The 16911-nt window shown below is 63.0% G+C and carries 16 protein-coding genes; 12 read left to right on the forward strand and 4 right to left on the reverse strand.

The annotated features are described in order from the left end of the window. Window positions 1-7 precede the first annotated feature (7 nt). Entirely contained in the window at window positions 8-2461 is a 2454-nt protein-coding gene (locus O3299_RS23235; RefSeq protein ID WP_305063297.1) for a TonB-dependent receptor, read from the forward strand. Between the two features lie 12 nt (window positions 2462-2473). Here the strand turns inward: O3299_RS23235 and O3299_RS23240 are convergent, their stop codons facing one another. Next, on the reverse strand, window positions 2474-3310 hold the full coding sequence (locus O3299_RS23240) for a MipA/OmpV family protein (RefSeq protein WP_305063298.1): 837 nt from the start codon (window positions 3308-3310) through the stop codon (window positions 2474-2476). Continuing rightward, window positions 3307-3801 (reverse strand): hypothetical protein, encoded by a 495-nt coding sequence (locus O3299_RS23245; protein ID WP_305063299.1) that lies wholly within the window; start codon window positions 3799-3801, stop codon window positions 3307-3309. Before O3299_RS23245 ends, O3299_RS23240 begins: the two co-directional genes overlap by 4 nt. A 133-nt stretch (window positions 3802-3934) precedes the next feature. Here O3299_RS23245 and O3299_RS23250 point away from each other — a divergent pair, with 133 nt between their 5' ends. From O3299_RS23250 to O3299_RS23260, 3 genes are all read left to right on the forward strand, one after another. Beyond that, on the forward strand, window positions 3935-5029 hold the full coding sequence (locus O3299_RS23250; RefSeq protein WP_099665695.1) for a type II asparaginase: 1095 nt from the start codon (window positions 3935-3937) through the stop codon (window positions 5027-5029). A 128-nt stretch (window positions 5030-5157) separates the two neighbouring features. Next, entirely contained in the window at window positions 5158-6009 is an 852-nt protein-coding gene (locus tag O3299_RS23255; protein WP_305063300.1) for an MOSC domain-containing protein, read from the forward strand. 34 nt (window positions 6010-6043) lie between these two features. Continuing rightward, window positions 6044-7204: a diguanylate cyclase gene (locus O3299_RS23260; RefSeq protein WP_305063301.1), complete on the forward strand. Its 1161-nt coding sequence runs from the start codon at window positions 6044-6046 to the stop codon at window positions 7202-7204. On the opposite strand, the gene O3299_RS23265 is transcribed toward O3299_RS23260, so the two are convergent. After that, complete coding sequence (locus O3299_RS23265) at window positions 7205-9184, reverse strand: monovalent cation:proton antiporter family protein (protein ID WP_099665692.1); 1980 nt, start codon at window positions 9182-9184, stop codon at window positions 7205-7207. It abuts the gene before it with no gap. An 84-nt stretch (window positions 9185-9268) separates the two neighbouring features. Between O3299_RS23265 and O3299_RS23270 the strand changes: the two genes are divergently transcribed. The 8 genes from O3299_RS23270 (at window position 9269) to O3299_RS23305 (ending at window position 15981) form a co-directional block, all read left to right on the forward strand. Then, on the forward strand, window positions 9269-10303 hold the full coding sequence (locus O3299_RS23270) for an SIS domain-containing protein (RefSeq protein WP_369811625.1): 1035 nt from the start codon (window positions 9269-9271) through the stop codon (window positions 10301-10303). Continuing rightward, a complete protein-coding gene (locus tag O3299_RS23275; RefSeq protein ID WP_077398943.1) occupies window positions 10303-10836 on the forward strand; it encodes an HAD family hydrolase in 534 nt (177 codons plus the stop codon). Before O3299_RS23270 ends, O3299_RS23275 begins: the two co-directional genes overlap by 1 nt. Before the next feature lie 42 nt (window positions 10837-10878). After that, the gene (gene lptC, locus O3299_RS23280; protein WP_253192771.1) at window positions 10879-11490 is read left to right on the forward strand and encodes an LPS export ABC transporter periplasmic protein LptC; all 612 of its coding nucleotides are present in this window, start codon (window positions 10879-10881) and stop codon (window positions 11488-11490) included. Window positions 11491-11515: 25 nt separating this feature from the next. Continuing rightward, window positions 11516-12097, forward strand: a complete 582-nt coding sequence (gene lptA / locus O3299_RS23285; RefSeq protein WP_305063302.1) for a lipopolysaccharide transport periplasmic protein LptA — start codon at window positions 11516-11518, stop codon at window positions 12095-12097. Further along, a complete protein-coding gene (gene lptB, locus O3299_RS23290; RefSeq protein ID WP_077398949.1) occupies window positions 12097-12852 on the forward strand; it encodes an LPS export ABC transporter ATP-binding protein in 756 nt (251 codons plus the stop codon). The genes lptA and lptB overlap by 1 nt, the downstream gene beginning before the upstream one ends. Before the next feature lie 4 nt (window positions 12853-12856). Beyond that, entirely contained in the window at window positions 12857-14335 is a 1479-nt protein-coding gene (locus O3299_RS23295; protein ID WP_251349351.1) for an RNA polymerase factor sigma-54, read from the forward strand. 69 nt (window positions 14336-14404) lie between these two features. Further along, window positions 14405-14767, forward strand: a complete 363-nt coding sequence (hpf, locus tag O3299_RS23300; RefSeq protein WP_034778388.1) for a ribosome hibernation-promoting factor, HPF/YfiA family — start codon at window positions 14405-14407, stop codon at window positions 14765-14767. A 128-nt stretch (window positions 14768-14895) separates the two neighbouring features. Next, window positions 14896-15981 (forward strand): enoyl-CoA hydratase/isomerase family protein, encoded by a 1086-nt coding sequence (locus tag O3299_RS23305; protein ID WP_305063303.1) that lies wholly within the window; start codon window positions 14896-14898, stop codon window positions 15979-15981. Here the strand turns inward: O3299_RS23305 and rapZ are convergent, their stop codons facing one another. Then, window positions 15982-16845: an RNase adapter RapZ gene (gene rapZ / locus O3299_RS23310; protein WP_099665687.1), complete on the reverse strand. Its 864-nt coding sequence runs from the start codon at window positions 16843-16845 to the stop codon at window positions 15982-15984. It abuts the gene before it with no gap. Between the last annotated feature and the right edge of the window lie 66 nt (window positions 16846-16911).

The following is a 16911-nucleotide window of genomic DNA, read 5'->3' on the forward strand; positions in this document are numbered from 1 at the left end:
TTACTTTATGACCCAACGCATGGCAACCCGCCATCTTCCCGCCTTGAACCTGAGTCGTATCGCCACCGCCGTGCAACTGGCGCTCATCACGGGCTTGACCGTGGGGGCGCTGGGCGTGGCGGCCCCGCCAGCGTACGCGCAAACGGGGGCGGGCCAGGCCCGGCAAGCGTTCAGCGTGCCGGCCGGTACGCTGGGCCTGGCGCTCAACACTTTCGCGGCCGAGGCGGGCGTCGAATTGACGGTCGAGGCTAGCTTACTGCAAGGCAAGAACAGCGCCGGCCTGTCCGGCAGCTACAGCGTGCCTGAAGGCTTTTATGAATTGCTGCGCGGCCATGGCTTGCAAGCCGTGCGCGAGGGCAATGGCAGCTACACGGTGCGCCGCGAACCGGCGCACAGCGCCGCCGCCGAAGCCGCCGCCACTATGCCGGCCGTAACGGTGTGGGGCAAGGGCAACAGCGTGACGGATGCCTACGCAGGCGGACAAGTGGCATCCGGCGGCCGCGTGGGATTTCTTGGCGACAAGGATTTCATGGAAACGCCGTTCAACACCATCAGCTATACGGATAAATTCATCGAAGACCGGCAGGCGCGCGACATCACCGACGTGATTTCCGCCGCCGACCCTACCGTCTTCAGCAGCGGCATGACGGGCATCATCGGCGAGAATTACTCGATACGGGGCTTCAGCTCGAATATCGGCGACGTCGCGTTTGGCGGACTGTACGGCATCTCTCCCTACTACCGCACGTCGCCTGAAATGTTTGAGCGCATCGAAGTGCTGAAAGGGCCGTCGGCCTTGCTCAACGGCATGCCACCGGGCGGTTCCGTGGGCGGCAGCATCAACCTCGTGCCCAAGCGCGCGGGCGATGCGCCGCTGGCGCGCGTGACGGCGTCGTACATGTCGGACTCGCAATGGGGAGGGCATATTGATATGGGTCAACGTTTTGGCGAGAATCAACAATTCGGCATCCGGGTCAACGGCGTCTACCGCGACGGCGACGGCGCCATCGACCACCAGAAAAAGAAGACCCGGCTCGTCTCGGTCGGGCTGGACTGGCGTGGCAATGGCGCGCGCCTGTCCGCCGATCTGTATCACAGCGAGGACCGCGCCGACGGCTTGAACCGGGGCGTCAACCTGGCCCCCGGCTTGCCCGTGCCGCGTCCGCCGAAAGCGGAAACCCTGCTCAATCCCAGCTGGGCGTTTTACGACACCAAGGACAAGGGCGCCATGCTGCGCGGCGAACTGGATTTGAACGCGCAAGTGATGGCGTATGCGGCCGTGGGCGCCAGCCGGGCCGACTACCAGTCGACGGGCGCGTATCTGATCCAGGTATTCAACACGGCCGGCGATTACCGCACCAACGTCGCCGACCTGGGCTTCGACGTGGAAAAACAGTCGGCCGAGGCGGGTTTGCGGGGCAAGTTGCGCACGGGCGATATCGGCCATCAATGGGCCGTCAACGCCACGTATTATCACCACACGGACAAGCAGTACGGCCGCAGGAATACCCTGGCGAAAGACTGGATCACGAATATCTACCATCCCGTCTGGGGCCCGGCGACGCGCTTCGACGCGCCGCAAATTTCCAAGGCGGAACTGCGCCTGGCCAGCTTTGGCCTGGTCGATACACTTTCCTTTGCGCAAGACACCGTGCAGCTGACGGTGGGCTTGCGCCGGCAGGAAGTGCTCAGCGATAACTTCAACATCAAGACGGGCGCGCGCACCTCGCGCTATGACGAAAGCGCCACCACGCCCGCCGTCGCCCTGCTGGTCAAGGCCAGCAAGACCATCTCCCTGTACGGCAACTACATCGAAGGCTTGAGCCAGGGCGCCACGGCGCCGTTGACGGCCGCCAACTCGGGCGAGGTCTTTGCGCCGTACAAATCGAAGCAGGCGGAGCTTGGCGTCAAGGTCGACCTGGGCGAGTTCGCGCATACGGTCAGCGTGTATGAAATCAAGCGGCCCAGCAGCTATGTCGACCCCGTCAGCAATATCTTTTCTTTTGGCGGAGAACAACGCAACCGCGGCATCGACTGGGGCTTCTTCGGCTCGCCCCTGCGCGACGTGCGCCTGATGGGCGGCGTGGCGTATGTCGATCCGGTCTTGAGCAAGACGGTGGGCGGCGCCAACCAGGGCAAGCAGGCAACGGGCGTGCCGAAGCTGCAAGCCAAGCTGGGCGTTGAGTGGGATACGCCCGCCATCCCTGGCGTGACCCTGACGGCGAACGCGACGGCGGCATCGAAGCAATACATCAATGCCGACAATTCGATGTCCGTGCCGGGCCGCACCGTGTTTGACCTGGGCGCCCGCTATGCGACGAAGGCGGCGGGTCGGCCCCTGACCGTGCGCGCCAGCGTGACGAACGTCGGCAACAGGGCGTACTGGGCGCTGCCGCAATGGACCAGCCTGGGCCTGGGCGCGCCGCGCACGGTCATGCTGTCGGCCACGACGGAGTTTTAAGCCGTCTAGCCGCTAGTCGTCCGGGCCCCGCGCCAGGCTGCTTGAACGTTGCCACGTCCACATCAGGCCTATCCCCGCCGAGGTGCCGCTGTTCTGGCGCAGCAGGGGACTGGCGCGGTTGGCGGCGCCTGTGTAAGTGTCGTAGCGTACAAAGGCAAAGGCGCGCCAGTCCCGCTGCAGCCGGTAGGAACCGCCCAGGCCCAGCCGCGTGAGCATCAGCCCGCTTTTTGCCGCATACGCGGGGCGCTGGCCGGTGGCAAATGCGGGGCTGACGCCATACAAGTAATCGTTGATGGCGGCATTGCCCAGCACGGCGCCGACGCTGGCATCGACGTGCCAGGCCTGCTGCCCGTCTTGCAGCGCGTAGACGAGGCGCGGCTCGAAGGTGGTGCCCTGGCGGCGCAGGCCGCCGCGCGCTTCGATGACGGCGCGCAAGGGCAGCTCCAGCCCCAGGCGGCTGTGCTGCGTCGGCTCGGCCAGCCTGATTTTCAGGCGCGGGCCAAATTCCACCAGGGTACCCAGGTCCGGCATGCCGCGCCGGGCCGGCACGTCGCTGGACCTGGCCGGCAAGGACAGGGCAAAACCGATATCGAAATCGAATCGCTCCGTATCGAGCAGGCGCGCGCCCACGCCGGAGCGGTCGGCGCGCAAGACTTTCCCGCGATAAATCAGATAGGGCAGGGCCAGGCTGCGCGTCGAGCGTTCGCTGGCGCCCGGATAGGCGGGCGTGACGGTCGTGCCGCCAAACACGCCCGCTTCCCATAAGGGCAGCGGTGCTTCGACGGCGCGCGCCGGCGCCATGGTGGCGCAGAGGGTGGAGGCGGCCAGCAAGGTGCGTGCGATATTCATCGAGCAACTCCGCAAGGTTTGCCCACCGGCAGCGATTCCAGGTCGGCAAAGGCGCCCAGTGCCCACGATTGATGAAACCCCAGTTCATTACGCACGGCCAAGGCTTCCGTCGCCTTGCCCTGGCGTTCATACAGATCGATCAGGGCCTTGTAGCCGAGGGCGCTCGATTGTTTGCTGCTTTTCGCCAGCGCGATGGCCTGGCGGAAATGAAATTCGGCCGCATCGTAGCGGCAGGCCCCGCTGGCGGCGCGTCCCGCCTGGTGGTGCAGCCGTGCCTGCCAAGCGAGATCGCCGTGGCCCAGTTCGACGTTCCCGACGGCGTCCGCGTAGTTGCGCATGGCTTGTGTCCAGTCGCCCTGGCTGGCCGCTTCTCGCCCCCATTGTTCCTGTTGCGCCGCCGTGCGCAGTTCGATTTGCGTGGCGCAGGCATTGAGCGCCATCAAGACGAGCGGCAGGAGGAGGCAAGACCGGATGGGCGGCAGTGTGGACATGGCGCCACTGTAGCGCAAGGGAAGGTGCGCACGTTTGCGCGATACGCATGAATTCGGGATTTGCCCCGGCATGGATGACATATAATTTGCACACGACTTTGTTATTTTTGACAGTACACCTCACGGGAGCACCATGTTTTCACGCAAATTCCATTCTTGTGCACAGCTGATGCTGGCTACCATGCTGATGGGCTTTATCGCCGCTTCCCCCGCGCGCGCGCAGCAGGCGGCCGTCAAATTGCCGAATGTGGTGATCCTGGCTACGGGCGGCACCATCGCCGGCAGCGGCGCCGACAGCACCACCACCGTCGGCTACACCTCGGCCACCGTGGGTGTCGAGCGCCTGATCGCGGCCGTGCCGGAATTGAAGAAAGTGGCAAATGTGAAAGGCGAGCAAGTGTTCCAGATCGCCAGCGAAAGCATGGGCAATAGCCACTGGCTGGCCCTGGCCAAGCGCATCAACGTGCTGCTGGCCTCGAGCGATGTCGATGGCGTGGTCGTCACGCACGGCACCGACACCATCGAGGAAACGGCGTATTTCCTGAACCTGACCGTGAAGAGCCATAAACCGGTGGTGGTGGTGGGCGCCATGCGTCCGTCGACGGCCATCTCGGCTGACGGCCCCATCAACCTGTACAACGCCGTGATGCTGGCGGGCAGCAAGGAAGCCGTGGGCAAGGGGGTCTTGGTGGCCTTGAACGACCAGATCAACGCCGCGCGCGAAGTGACCAAAACCAACACCTCGACCACCGACACCTTCAAGTCGCCGGAACTGGGCATGCTGGGCTACATCCAGGGCAGCAAGGCCTTTTTCTACCGCCAGTCGACGCGCAAGCACACGCTGGAGTCGGAATTTGACATCAGCAAGCTCGATGCCCTGCCGCAAGTGGACATCGTCTATGGCTACGCCAACATGAACCGCGTCGGTATGGACGCGTTCATCGCCGCCGGCGCCAAGGGCATCATCCACGCAGGCGTGGGCGATGGCAGCGTGGCCGCGCAAATGAAGCCGGCCCTGGTGGAAGCGCGCCAGAAGGGCGTGCTGATCGTGCGTTCGAGCCGCGTCGGCCAGGGCATCGTGGCGCGCAATGGCGAAGCCAACGACGATGAACTCGACAGTGTCGTATCCGACACCCTGAACCCGCAAAAAGCCCGCATCCTGCTGATGCTGGCCTTGACCAAAACCAATAGTACGCAAGAAATCCAGCGTATTTTCTACACGTATTGATCGCCGTCACGCCGGCCCGGCCACTGCGGCTGGGCTTGGCGGATTTACGCTTGCCCGCTTTGCTGCCATACTTCGTTTTTGAATAACTTCCTGGCTGAAGCAGCAACACTGTTCCTTCTCCCCTGTCCATGGCTATCCTGTCCGACATCATCCTGTATCCGATCAAATCGTGCGCCGGCATCCATTTGCGTGAGGCGGTCCTGACGCGCTCAGGGCTGATGAGCGAGCACGTGTTCGACCGCGAATGGATGGTGGTGGACGAGCACGGCCGTTTCCTGACGCAGCGCGAACATCCGCGCATGGCGCTGATCGTGCCGTCCATCAAGGCCACCACCCTGGAATTGCGCGCGCCGGGCATGTTGCGGCTGGAAATCGAGCTGGGCTTGCCGCATCCGCAACTGGCGCCCATGCTGGACGTGCAAGTGTGGGACGATGCCGTGCGCGCCTACGATTGCGACGACGTCACGGCCACCTGGTTTTCCAACGCCGTCGGCGTACCGTGCCGCCTGGTGCGCTTTCACCCGGACGTGGTGCGCGCCACCAGCACGAAGTGGACGGACGGCGTGGCCGCCTCGACCATGTTTGCCGATGGCTACCCGGTGCTGATCGCCGGCAGCGCGTCGCTAGCCGACGTCAATGACAAGCTGCGCGCCGCCGGCCGCGAGGCCTTGCCGATGAACCGTTTCCGTCCCAACCTCGTCATCGGCGATATCGGCGCCTTCGAGGAAGACTACGCCGACTTCCTGCAATTCGGCGCAACCGTGTTAAAACCCGTCAAGCCGTGCTCGCGCTGCCCGATTCCGTCGGTGGACCAGGCCACGGGCGTGCCCGGACCGGACCCGCTCGACGTCATGCATGGCTACCGCGCCAAGCCCGAGCTTGACGGCGCCATCTGCTTCGGCATGAACGCCATCGTCACCGAAGGCGGCGATGAGCGTATCGTAGTGGGGCAGGACATCGGTTTCGAACTGGCATTTTAAGCATGGCGCCCGCACAGAAGGGTTTAAGGTTTCTATGAATCAAGCAATACCGCCGGACCCGCGCATTGCCAGCCTCGAAGCCGAAAACCAGGCCTTGCGGGCGCGCATGGCTTTCCTGTTGGAACAGGTCGAGCGCAACCACGACATCATGTGCCGCCACCAGGCGTTTGATCTGGAAATCGTCGGCGCGTCCACGTTTCCCGAGCTGATCGGCACCATTTTCCGCACCTTGCCCGTGATTTCCGACCTCGACGGCGTTACTTTGAGCCTGCTCGACGAGGATGACGATATCGTGCTGGTGATGGAAAAGCTGGGCGTCGATTTCAGCGCCTTCCCGCAGTTGCTGTTCGTGCATGCCGTGGCGGAGCTGGGTTTTGCCCCGTCGGCCCCCGTGGCCGAGGGCGAAGCGGCCTTGCCGCCGCTGCCGCTGCTGGGCGCCTTCGATGTCGCCGTGCATGGCCCGCGTTTCCCTGGCATCGACTCGCCCCTGCGCAGCGTGGCGCTGGTGCCCTTGCTGCGCAACAAGCGCCTGATCGGCAGCCTGAACCTGGCCAGCAGCGACGTGACGCGCTTTACGCCCGTGCTGGGCACGGATTTCATCAAGCACATGGCTTCCATCATCGCCATTTGCCTGGAAAACGTGATCAGCAATGAAATGCTGAAATACATCGGCTTGACCGATTCCTTGACGGGCGTCTACAACCGCCGTTATATCGACCGCCGGCTGCTGGAAGAAATCGCCCGCGCGCGGCGCCAGAATTATTGCATTTCATGCATGTATATCGATATCGACCATTTCAAGCTGGTCAATGACACCTATGGCCACCAGGGCGGCGATGAAGTGCTGCGCGAAGTGGCCACGCGCATCCGCACGGAATTGCGGCGCTCCGATGCGCTGGGCCGCTTCGGCGGCGAGGAATTCGTCGTGCTGCTGATCGACGCTGACCTCGACAGTGCGACGTTCGTTGCCGAACGCATCCGCGCCAGCATCGCCGGCACCATGTTCGACTTGCCGGGCAGCGCGCAAGCGTGGGTCAGTGTCTCGATCGGCGTGGCCAGCCTGGAAGCGGACGCGGCGCTGCTACCGATCGAAACGGTGGCGCAGCAACTGGTGGCGCACGCCGACCAGGCCCTGTACCAGGCCAAGGCCGATGGCCGCAACAAGGTTATCAGCTGGCAGGCACAACCTAGCTAATTATTTCAGTAGCAATGTTTCTGCTTTGGCCACGGCGTCGGCCGTGCCGCGCAGCACCACCACGTCGCCGCTGGCCAGCTGCGTCTCGGGGGTGACGTCGAGGCGGCCGCGGCCGCGGCGGATGGCCGTGACAAACGCGCCGCAGCCGGCCACGTCGATCGCACTCAAGGGCAAGTCCACGCAGTGCGCGCCGTCGCTGACGGTGACCGTATGCAGGCGTTCCAGCTCGGCATCGTCGCCCGCGTCGCTGGAACCGTGGAAATAGCCGCGCAGCGAGGCATAACGCTCCTCGCGCGCGGCCTGCACCCGGTGCACCACGCGGCGCAGGGGCACGCCCATCATGATCAGCGCGTGCGAAGCGAGCATCAGGCTGCCTTCCATCAATTCCGGCACCACTTCGGCCGCGCCCGCCTTCTTCAGCTGGTCGAGGTCGGTATCGTCGTGGCTGCGCACGATGACGGGCAAGGTGGGCGCCATTTCGTTGAGTAAATGCAATAATTTCAGTGCCGAAGGCGTGTTGGCGTACGTGATCACCACGGCGCTGGCCCGGTAGATGCCGGCCGCTACCAGGCTTTCGCGCCGGCCCGCGTCGCCATACGACACGTGGGCGCCGGCCAGCTGCGCTTCCTGTACCCGTTCCGGGTCCAGGTCCAGCGCGTGGTATTCGATCTTTTCTTCCGCCAGCAGGGTGGCCAGGCTTTGCCCGCTGCGTCCGAAGCCGGCAATCAGCACGTGTTTCTGCGACGCCATGGTGCGCGTGGCGATCTTCGTCAACGCCAAGGATTGCATCATCCAGTCGTTGGCCGCCAGTTTCATGACGATGGCGTCGGACTTGGCGATGAGGAAGGGCGCCACCAGCATCGACAGCACCATCGACGCCAGCACCACCTGCACGACGAACGGGTCCATCAGCTTGATGCCGCCGGCCAGGTTCAGCAGCACGAAGCCGAATTCGCCCGCCTGCGCCAGGCCCAGCCCCGTGCGCAAGGCCACGCCGTTGCTGGAGCCGAACAGCCGGGCCAGGCCCGCGATCAGGGCGAATTTCAGCAGCACGGGGCCGCACAGCAAGAGCAGCACGAGCCACCAGTTCTCAAACACCACGCGGATATTAAGCAGCATGCCGACGGTGATGAAGAACAGGCCCAGCAGCACGTCGCGGAAAGGCTTGATATCCTCTTCCACCTGGTGCTTGAATTCCGTCTCGGAAATGAGCATGCCGGCAACAAAGGCCCCCAGGGCCAGCGACAAGCCTGCCCGTTCCGTGATCCACGCCGCCCCCAGGGTAATCAGCAGCAGGTTGAGCATGAACAACTCTTGCGAGCGGCGCTTGGCGACGATGGTCAGCCAGCCGCGCACCATCTTCTGGCCGATGAACAGCAGCAAAATGAGCACGACGAGGGCCTTGCCGCCGGCCCAGGCCAGGGTTTCGGCCAGGTTGTCCGAATCGCGGGTGAGGGCGGGAATCAGGATCAGCAGGGGCACGACGGCCAAGTCCTGGAACAGCAGGATGCCGATGATCTTGCGGCCGTGTTCGCTTTCGAGTTCCAGCCGCTCCGTGAGCATTTTCGAGACGATGGCCGTCGACGACATGGCCAGCGCGCCGCCCAGGGCGAAGGCGGCTTGCCAGCTCAGGTGGATGTAGGCGGACAGGTAACGGGCGACAAACCAGCCGAAGACGACGGTGGCGATGATGGTGGTGACCACCTGCGCCATGCCGAGGCCGAAGACGATGCGCCGCATGGCGAGGAACTTGGGTAGAGAAAATTCTAGCCCGATGGAAAACATCAGGAAGACGACGCCGAACTCGGCCAGGGTGTGGCTGGCCTCGTTTTCCGCCGCCAGGCCCAGTGCGTGGGGGCCGATGACGATGCCGACGGCCAGGTAGCCCAGCATGGGCGGCAAATGCAACATTCTGAAAGCGACCACGCCCAGCACGGCGCTGCCGAGTAACATCAGGGTCAGTTCAAGCGAGGAAAACATGGGTTGCCCGGTACGGTCAATGGAAATCGTTGTTTGTTGTGACTGGCAAGTTTTTTGCTTTCCTAATTCGTTTATACTTTGGGCATGAGTGTAACCCATGAAAAAACAATGCTGAAAGCTTTTGATCGAATTGACATGCAAGCGACGACCGAGCGCGCTGTCGCGCTGGCCCGCACCACCTTGCAGATCGAGTCCGACGCCATCGTTGCGCTGCATGCGCGCCTGGCCACGGACGACAGCGTCGGCCGCGCCGTGGCGATGTTGCTGCAATGCAAGGGACGAGTCGTCGTCTCCGGCATCGGCAAGTCCGGTCACATCGCGCGCAAGATTGCCGCCACCCTCGCTTCCACCGGCACGCCGGCCCTGTTCGTGCATCCGGCCGAAGCGGCCCATGGCGACCTGGGCATGGTCACCTCGGACGATGCTTTTATTGCCATATCGTACTCCGGCGAATCATCGGAACTGATGGCCATCATGCCCGTCGTCAAGCGCATGGGCGGCGTGCTGATTTCCATGACGGGCAAGCCGAATTCGAGCCTGGCCCAGCTGGCCGACGTGCACCTGGATATTTCTGTTGAGAAAGAAGCCTGTCCGCTGAACCTGGCGCCGACGGCCAGCACCACCGTCACCCTGGCCCTGGGCGACGCGATCGCCGTGGCCTTGCTCGACTTGCGCGGCTTCAAGGAAGAAGATTTCGCCCGCTCGCATCCGGGCGGCGCCCTGGGCCGCCGTTTGCTCACGCACGTGCATGACGTCATGCGCAGCGGCGAACGCGTACCCAAGGTGCCCGTGGACGCTTCCTTGCTGCAGGCGCTGGAGGAAATGACGAAGAAAGGCATGGGCATGACGGCCGTCGTCGACGCGGACAACCGCCCCGTGGGCGTGTTTACGGATGGCGATCTGCGCCGCATGTTCGAGCGCGTGCAGGATTTCACGCAAGTGGCGATCCGCGACGTCATGCATGCGCAGCCGCGCAGCATCGCGCCCGAACGCCTGGCCGTCGATGCCGTGGCCGTGATGGAGCAGTTCCGCATCAACCAGATGCTGGTCGTCGATGCCGACGGCAAGCTGGTGGGCGCGCTGCATATCCATGATCTGACGCAAGCGAAGGTGATCTGATGGACAGCGTGGCGGACAACCTGGCGCGGGCGGCCAAGGTCAAACTGATGATCTTTGACGTCGATGGCGTGCTCACCGACGGCAGTCTGCATTTCGGCCCGGACGGCGAGATGATGAAAACGTTTAATGTGTATGATGGCCTGGGCATCAAGCTGCTGCAGGAATCGGGCGTGCAGACGGCCATCATCAGCGCGCGCCGCTCGGCCATCACGGCGCGCCGCGCGCAAGACCTGGGCATTACCCATGTGCACCAGGGCGGTCACGACAAGCTGACGCCGTTTCGTGAATTGCTGGCGCTGACGGGCTTGACGGAAGAGCAATGCGGCTATATCGGCGACGACGTCATCGACGCGCCCATCCTGAAGCGCGTGGGCTTTGCCGTCAGCGTGCCGGGCGGGCGTCCGGAGGCGCAGGGCCTGGCCCACCATGTGACGCAGGCCGGCGGCGGCCGCGGCGCGGTGCGCGAGATCTGCGAATTCCTGCTGCGCGCCCAGGACAACTATGCGCGCGTCATGGCGCCGTTCCTGGAGTGAGGCGCGCCGCCTCGCCAGTGACCTTTGAAAGAGTGAAGCCCTATGCGTAAGCCAGGAGGCGCCCATCGCTGGCGCATGATTTTTACCGTGCTGGGCGCGGTTGTCGTCGCGCTGGGCAGCTTTTGGCTGCTCGAGGTGATGAACAAGAATGGCCAGGACATCACGGCCAGCAAGCATCTGGATGAACCCGACTATTTCATCACCAATTTCAGCATGGTGCGCATGGACTTGACGGGCAAGCCCAGCTATATCGTGTCGGGCACCAAGCTCACGCATTATCCGCTGGACGATTCGTCCGATATCGACCAGCCCTTCGTGCGCAAGCTCACGCCAGGCATGCCGCCGATGAACATGAATGCGGAATTGGCGCATATCGACCAGGACAATACCCGGCTGCAACTGCACCGCAAGGTCGTGATCGACCGCGTGGCCAGTCCGAAGGCGCAGAACCTGACGGTCAAGACGGAAGCGCTGACGGTGTTCCCGGACGAGGAAAGAATGGAAACGGACGTGCCTGTCGATATCCTGACGGGCGCCTCGCGCATCAATGGCGTCGGCATGAAGGCGAATAACGCCACCGGCGTGGTGGAAGTGCAGAATGCGCTGCGCATGGTCCTCCCGCCGAAACCGCGCCCGGCCGCGGCGGCAAAATGACAGAATGAAACAAGGAAACCATACTATGAAGAACATCTTGCTGTTGACCGTATTTTCGCTGGCCATCATGGGCGCGGCGCATGCCGAGAAGGCCGATTCCGAGAAGGAAGCCGTCATCACGGCACGCAGCGGCCACGTCGATGACGTCAAGCAGGTGCGCACCCTGACGGGCGACGTCGTGCTGGTCAAGGGTACCCTGACCATGAAGGCGGGCCGGGCCCTGATCACGGAAGACCCGCAAGGCTACCAGTTCATCACCTTCTGGGCCGATCCCGGCAAGCTTGCGACCTTCCGCCAGAAGCGTGATGGCGCGGGCGACCTGTGGGTCGAAGGCGAAGCGGAGCGCGTGGAATACGACAACAAGACGGAAGTGGTGAAACTGTTTTCCAGAGCCAAGCTGACGCGCCTGGAAGGCGCGAAAGTCACCGATGTGGCCAATGGCGCTTTCATCTCGTATGACAGCCGCAAGGAAGAATTTGCGATGGAAAATTCCAACAGCGGCACCAGCACCGCCGATGGCGGCAGCGTGCGCATGGTGATCCAGCCGAAGACCAAGGCGCCGGCAGCGGAGAAAGCGCCGGCCACGCCCGCGCCAGGAAAGAAATAATGGAAAATACACGTTGCGGCAGCACCCTGATCGTTCGCGGGCTGCAAAAAACCTATGGCAAGCGGCAAGTCGTGCATGATGTTTCGCTGCAAGTCGAATGCGGCGAAGTGGTGGGCTTGCTGGGCCCGAACGGCGCCGGCAAGACCACCTCGTTCTACATGATCGTCGGCCTGGTGCCGTCCGATGGTGGCAGCATCGATATCAGCGGCGTGGATATCTCCAGCCTGCCGATCCACCGCCGTGCGCAGATGGGCCTGTCCTACCTGCCGCAGGAAGCGTCCGTTTTCCGCAAGCTGACGGTGGAAGACAATATCCGCGCCGTGCTGGAAATCCAGACCGTCGAAGGCCGTCCGCTGACGAAGGCCGAGATCGAGGAGCGGCTGGATAAATTGCTGGCCGACTTGCAGATTGAAAAGCTGCGCGAGAACCAGGCGCTGTCCCTGTCCGGTGGCGAACGCCGCCGCGTGGAAATCGCCCGCGCGCTGGCCACCGATCCCCGTTTCGTGCTGCTCGACGAGCCGTTCGCCGGCGTCGATCCGATCGCCGTGATCGAGATCCAGCGCATCGTGCGTTTCTTGAAGGAGCGCAATATCGGCGTGCTGATTACCGATCATAATGTGCGTGAGACGCTGGGTATTTGCGACCGCGCCTACATCATCAACCAGGGCTCGGTGCTGGCGTCGGGACGCCCCGACGACATCATTGCGAACGAGTCGGTACGCCGGGTCTATCTGGGCGAACACTTCCGCATGTAAGCCAATGAAACAATCATTGCAGCTGCGCACTTCGCAGCACCTGGCACTGACGCCGCAGTTGCAGCAATCGATACGCCTGTTGCAATTGTCTACCCTGGAATTGCACCAGGAACTCGAGCAATTGCTGACGGACAATCCCTTGCTCGAACGCCTCGATGATCCGCTCGACCGCTCGCTGCGCCTGCTGTCCGACGGGGCCTTGAGCTCCACGGCCGCACCGGCCGAAGCGCCGCCCCAGCCGCCAGGCCAGGAGGCGCCCGCAGCGCCGGCCGAAGCGGAAGCGTTTGACGGCGAGGGGGGCGACAGCCCGGCCGCCGCGGATGGCGGCGACAGCGACTGGAGTGAGGCGAGCCGGGGCAAGGCGCCCGACGACGAAGATTCGCGTCCGCAATTGGAGGCCCATCACTGCACTCTGCGCGAACACCTGATGGAGCAGATGCGCGTGACGGTGCTCGAATTGCGCGACCGCGCGCTGGTCGAGCTGATCATCGACGCGCTCGACGACAATGGCTACCTGGAAGAGTCGCTCGACGACATCCTGGCGCGCCTGCCGGAAGAGCTGGAAATCGACGCCGACGAGATGCGCACGGCCTTGTCGCTGCTGCAAAGTTTCGATCCGCCGGGCGTGGGCGCGCGCAACGCGTCCGAATGCCTGGCCCTGCAAATCAAGCGCTTGCCACACATCGCCATGGTGACGCGGCGCATGGCCCTCGTCATCGTGGAAAAGCACCTGGCCTGGTTTGCCCAGCGCGATTTCAACAAGCTGAAAAAAGCCCTCGATTGCGACGATGAAGACTTGCGCGAAGCGCAGACGGTGATTCGCCAGTGCAATCCGCATCCGGGCGCCGTGTTCGCCTCGGACGTGTCCGATTACGTGGTGCCCGACGTCGTCGTCAAGCGCGCGCGCAATGGCTGGCAAGTGACCTTGAACAACGACGTCATGCCGCGCCTGCGCGTCAACGCCATGTACGCCAACTTGCTCAAGCAGGGCAAGGGGGAGGGCGCCATGGGCGCACAGTTGCAGGAAGCCAAGTGGCTGATCAAGAATATGCGCCAGCGCTTCGACACGATCCTGCGCGTGGCGCAGGCGATAGTAGAAAGACAAAAGAACTTTTTCTCGCATGGGGCCGTTGCCATGCGCCCCCTTGTGCTCCGTGAAATAGCTGATACACTGGGTTTACACGAGAGTACTATCTCGCGGGTAACAACTCAAAAGTACATGCTGACCCCGCACGGCATGTTCGAGTTGAAATATTTCTTTGGTAGCCACGTCGCCACCGAAGCGGGGGGCGAAGCGTCATCGACGGCGATACGGGCATTGATCGTGCAACTGACAGGAGCAGAAGACCCTAAAAATCCTTTATCCGACAGTAAGATTGCGGACATGCTGGGGGAACAAGGCATGGTGATTGCGCGACGTACTGTTGCCAAATACCGGGAAGCATTAAAAATTCCGCCAGTGAGCCTGCGTAAGTGTTTGTAAGTTTTTTTCGGTTCCTCTGCGGGCCGGATAGGATGGACCGCACGAACCCGATCATCTTTAGGAGTGTGTATGAATCTCACCATCAGCGGACATCATCTCGAAGTGACACCAGCCATCCGTGAATACGTACAAACGAAGCTGGAGCGCGTGAAACGTCATTTCGATCAAGTCATCGATATCGCCGTGATTCTGACCGTGGATAACCTCAAAGAGAAAGAAAAACGTCAAAAGGCTGAAGTCAACCTGCGTTTGAGCGGCAAGACTGTCTATGTGGAAAGCTTGGCGCACGACCTGTACGCCGCGATCGATACGCTGATCGACAAGCTCGATAGGCAAGTGATGAAATACAAAACCAAAGTGCAAGGGCACGGTAAAGAGGCGATCAAGCATCTGCCAGACAACTCCGAGGAAGAAGCCGTCGTCGCCGTCTAAGGCCACCCGCTTCCAGCAGTTGTGATCAACTAAGGGCGCACATTGCGCCCTTTTTTGCGCCCAGCGGAACGCAATGTTCCCCGCGCAGGCATTAGAATATTCGCACTTTCACTTCTTTCCTGCCTGCCATGAGCGACTTCGTCCAGACTTCCATCCGCAACCGCACCGGGCACATCGTGCTCGACCGTCCGAAAGCCTTGAATTCCCTGTCGCTGGAGATGGTGCGCGCCCTGAGCGCGGCCCTGCTGGCCTGGCGCGACGATCCGCAGGTGGACGCCGTCGTGATCCGCTCCAGCAGCGACAAAGCCCTGTGCGCCGGCGGCGACATCCGTTTCTTTTACGATGCGGGTCTGGCCACGCCGCAAGGCGGCAGCGCCCTGCTGGAAGATTTCTTTACGGAAGAATATGCTTTAAATCATTTAATTCATTTCTACCCGAAACCGTATATCGCCGTGATGGATGGCGTGGTGATGGGCGGCGGCATGGGCGTGGCGCAAGCCGGGCCAGGCAACCGCTTGCGCATCGTGACGGGCCGCACGCGCATGGCCATGCCGGAAGTCAATATCGGCCTGTTCCCGGACGTGGGCGGCAGTTATTTCCTGTCCCGCCTGGCCGGCCAGCTGGGCCTGTACCTGGGCTTGACGGGCTTGACGATCAACGCGGCCGACGCCCTGTACACGGGCCTGGCCGATGTCTACCTGCCCGAAGCGCAGATGGGGGCGCTGCTGGACCTGTTTGAATCGACGCCGGGCGAGGCCTTGCCTGTGGCCATCAAGGCGCTGGCGGCGCCATTCCAGGCCGAGGCGGGGGTATCCCCCCTGGCCACGGCGCGCGCGGCGCTGGACCGCCATTTCAGCGCCGGCTCCGTTGCGGCCATCATGGCCTCGCTGGCGCAGGACGACAGTGCGTTCGCCGCCAAGGCGCTGGCGGCCATGCGCTTGCGTTCGCCCTTGATGATGTCGGTGACCCTGGAATTGCTGCAGCGGGGCGCCCACCTGGGCGTGGCCGATTGCCTGCGCCTGGAGCGCACGGTGGTACGCCATAATTTCGAACATGGCGAAGTGCTCGAGGGCGTGCGCGCGCTGGTGGTCGACAAGGACAATGCCCCTCGCTGGAACCCCGCCAGCCTGGACGAAGTCGACGCGGCCATGGTGGCGCGCTTCTTTGCCCCCGTCTGGCCGGCCGCTGCGCATCCGCTGCGCCACCTCGATTAACTAGCTGCGCTCGCGGTGGCGCAGTACCACGCGCTCGTTGGGGCCGAAATATTGCGCCAGCCGCTCCGCCATGTACACGGAGCGGTGCTGGCCGCCCGTGCAACCGAGGGCCACCGTCAGGTAGCTGCGGTTGTCGGACTTGAATGATGGCAACCATTTCTCGATGAAGGCGCGGATGTCGGCCAGCAGTTCCAGCGCGCTGGGCTGCGCGTCGAGGAAGGCGATCACGGGCGCGTCGCGTCCGTCGAGGGGGCGCAAGGCGAGGTCGTAATAGGGATTCGGCAAGGCCCGCACGTCGAAGACGAAATCGGCGTCCAGCGGCACGCCCAGCTTGAAGGCGAACGATTCGAAGAACAGGGTCAGCGGCGCGCGTTCGGAGGCGACGATATCCTTGATCCAGGCACGCAGCTTGTTGGCGCTCAGTTCCGACGTGTCGATCACATGGCCCAGCTGTTCGATGGTCGACAGGCGTTCGCGCTCTTCCGAAATGCACTCGATCAGGGTGCGGCGGCTGGCCGGATTCTGGTTCGGACGCAATTCGTGCGACAGCGGATGGCTGCGCCGCGTTTCCGAGAAGCGCGCCACCAGCGAATGCGTGGTGGCTGTCAGGAACATGACCTTGACGTCGTGCCCCTGGTCGCGCAGCAGGGCCACATTGTGCGGCAGGCTGGTCAGCGACTCGGCGCTGCGCGCATCGACGGCGACGGCCAGTTGCGGTGTACCTTCGTCGAGCAGGGTCTGCACCAGGCTGGGCAGCAAGGCCGGTGGCAGGTTGTCGACACAATAGTAACCGGTATCTTCCAGCACATTGAGCGCGACGGATTTACCGGAGCCGGATATTCCGGTGATAAGGACGATATGCATAACCCGATCATACAATAAAGACCGGCGCTCCGCTCCCAAGGCAACTATCTTTACAAATTATTGCAA

Origin of the sequence: Janthinobacterium sp. SUN176, assembly GCF_030587335.1 — a bacterium.
Taxonomy (GTDB): Bacteria; Pseudomonadota; Gammaproteobacteria; order Burkholderiales; family Burkholderiaceae_D; genus Janthinobacterium; species Janthinobacterium kumbetense.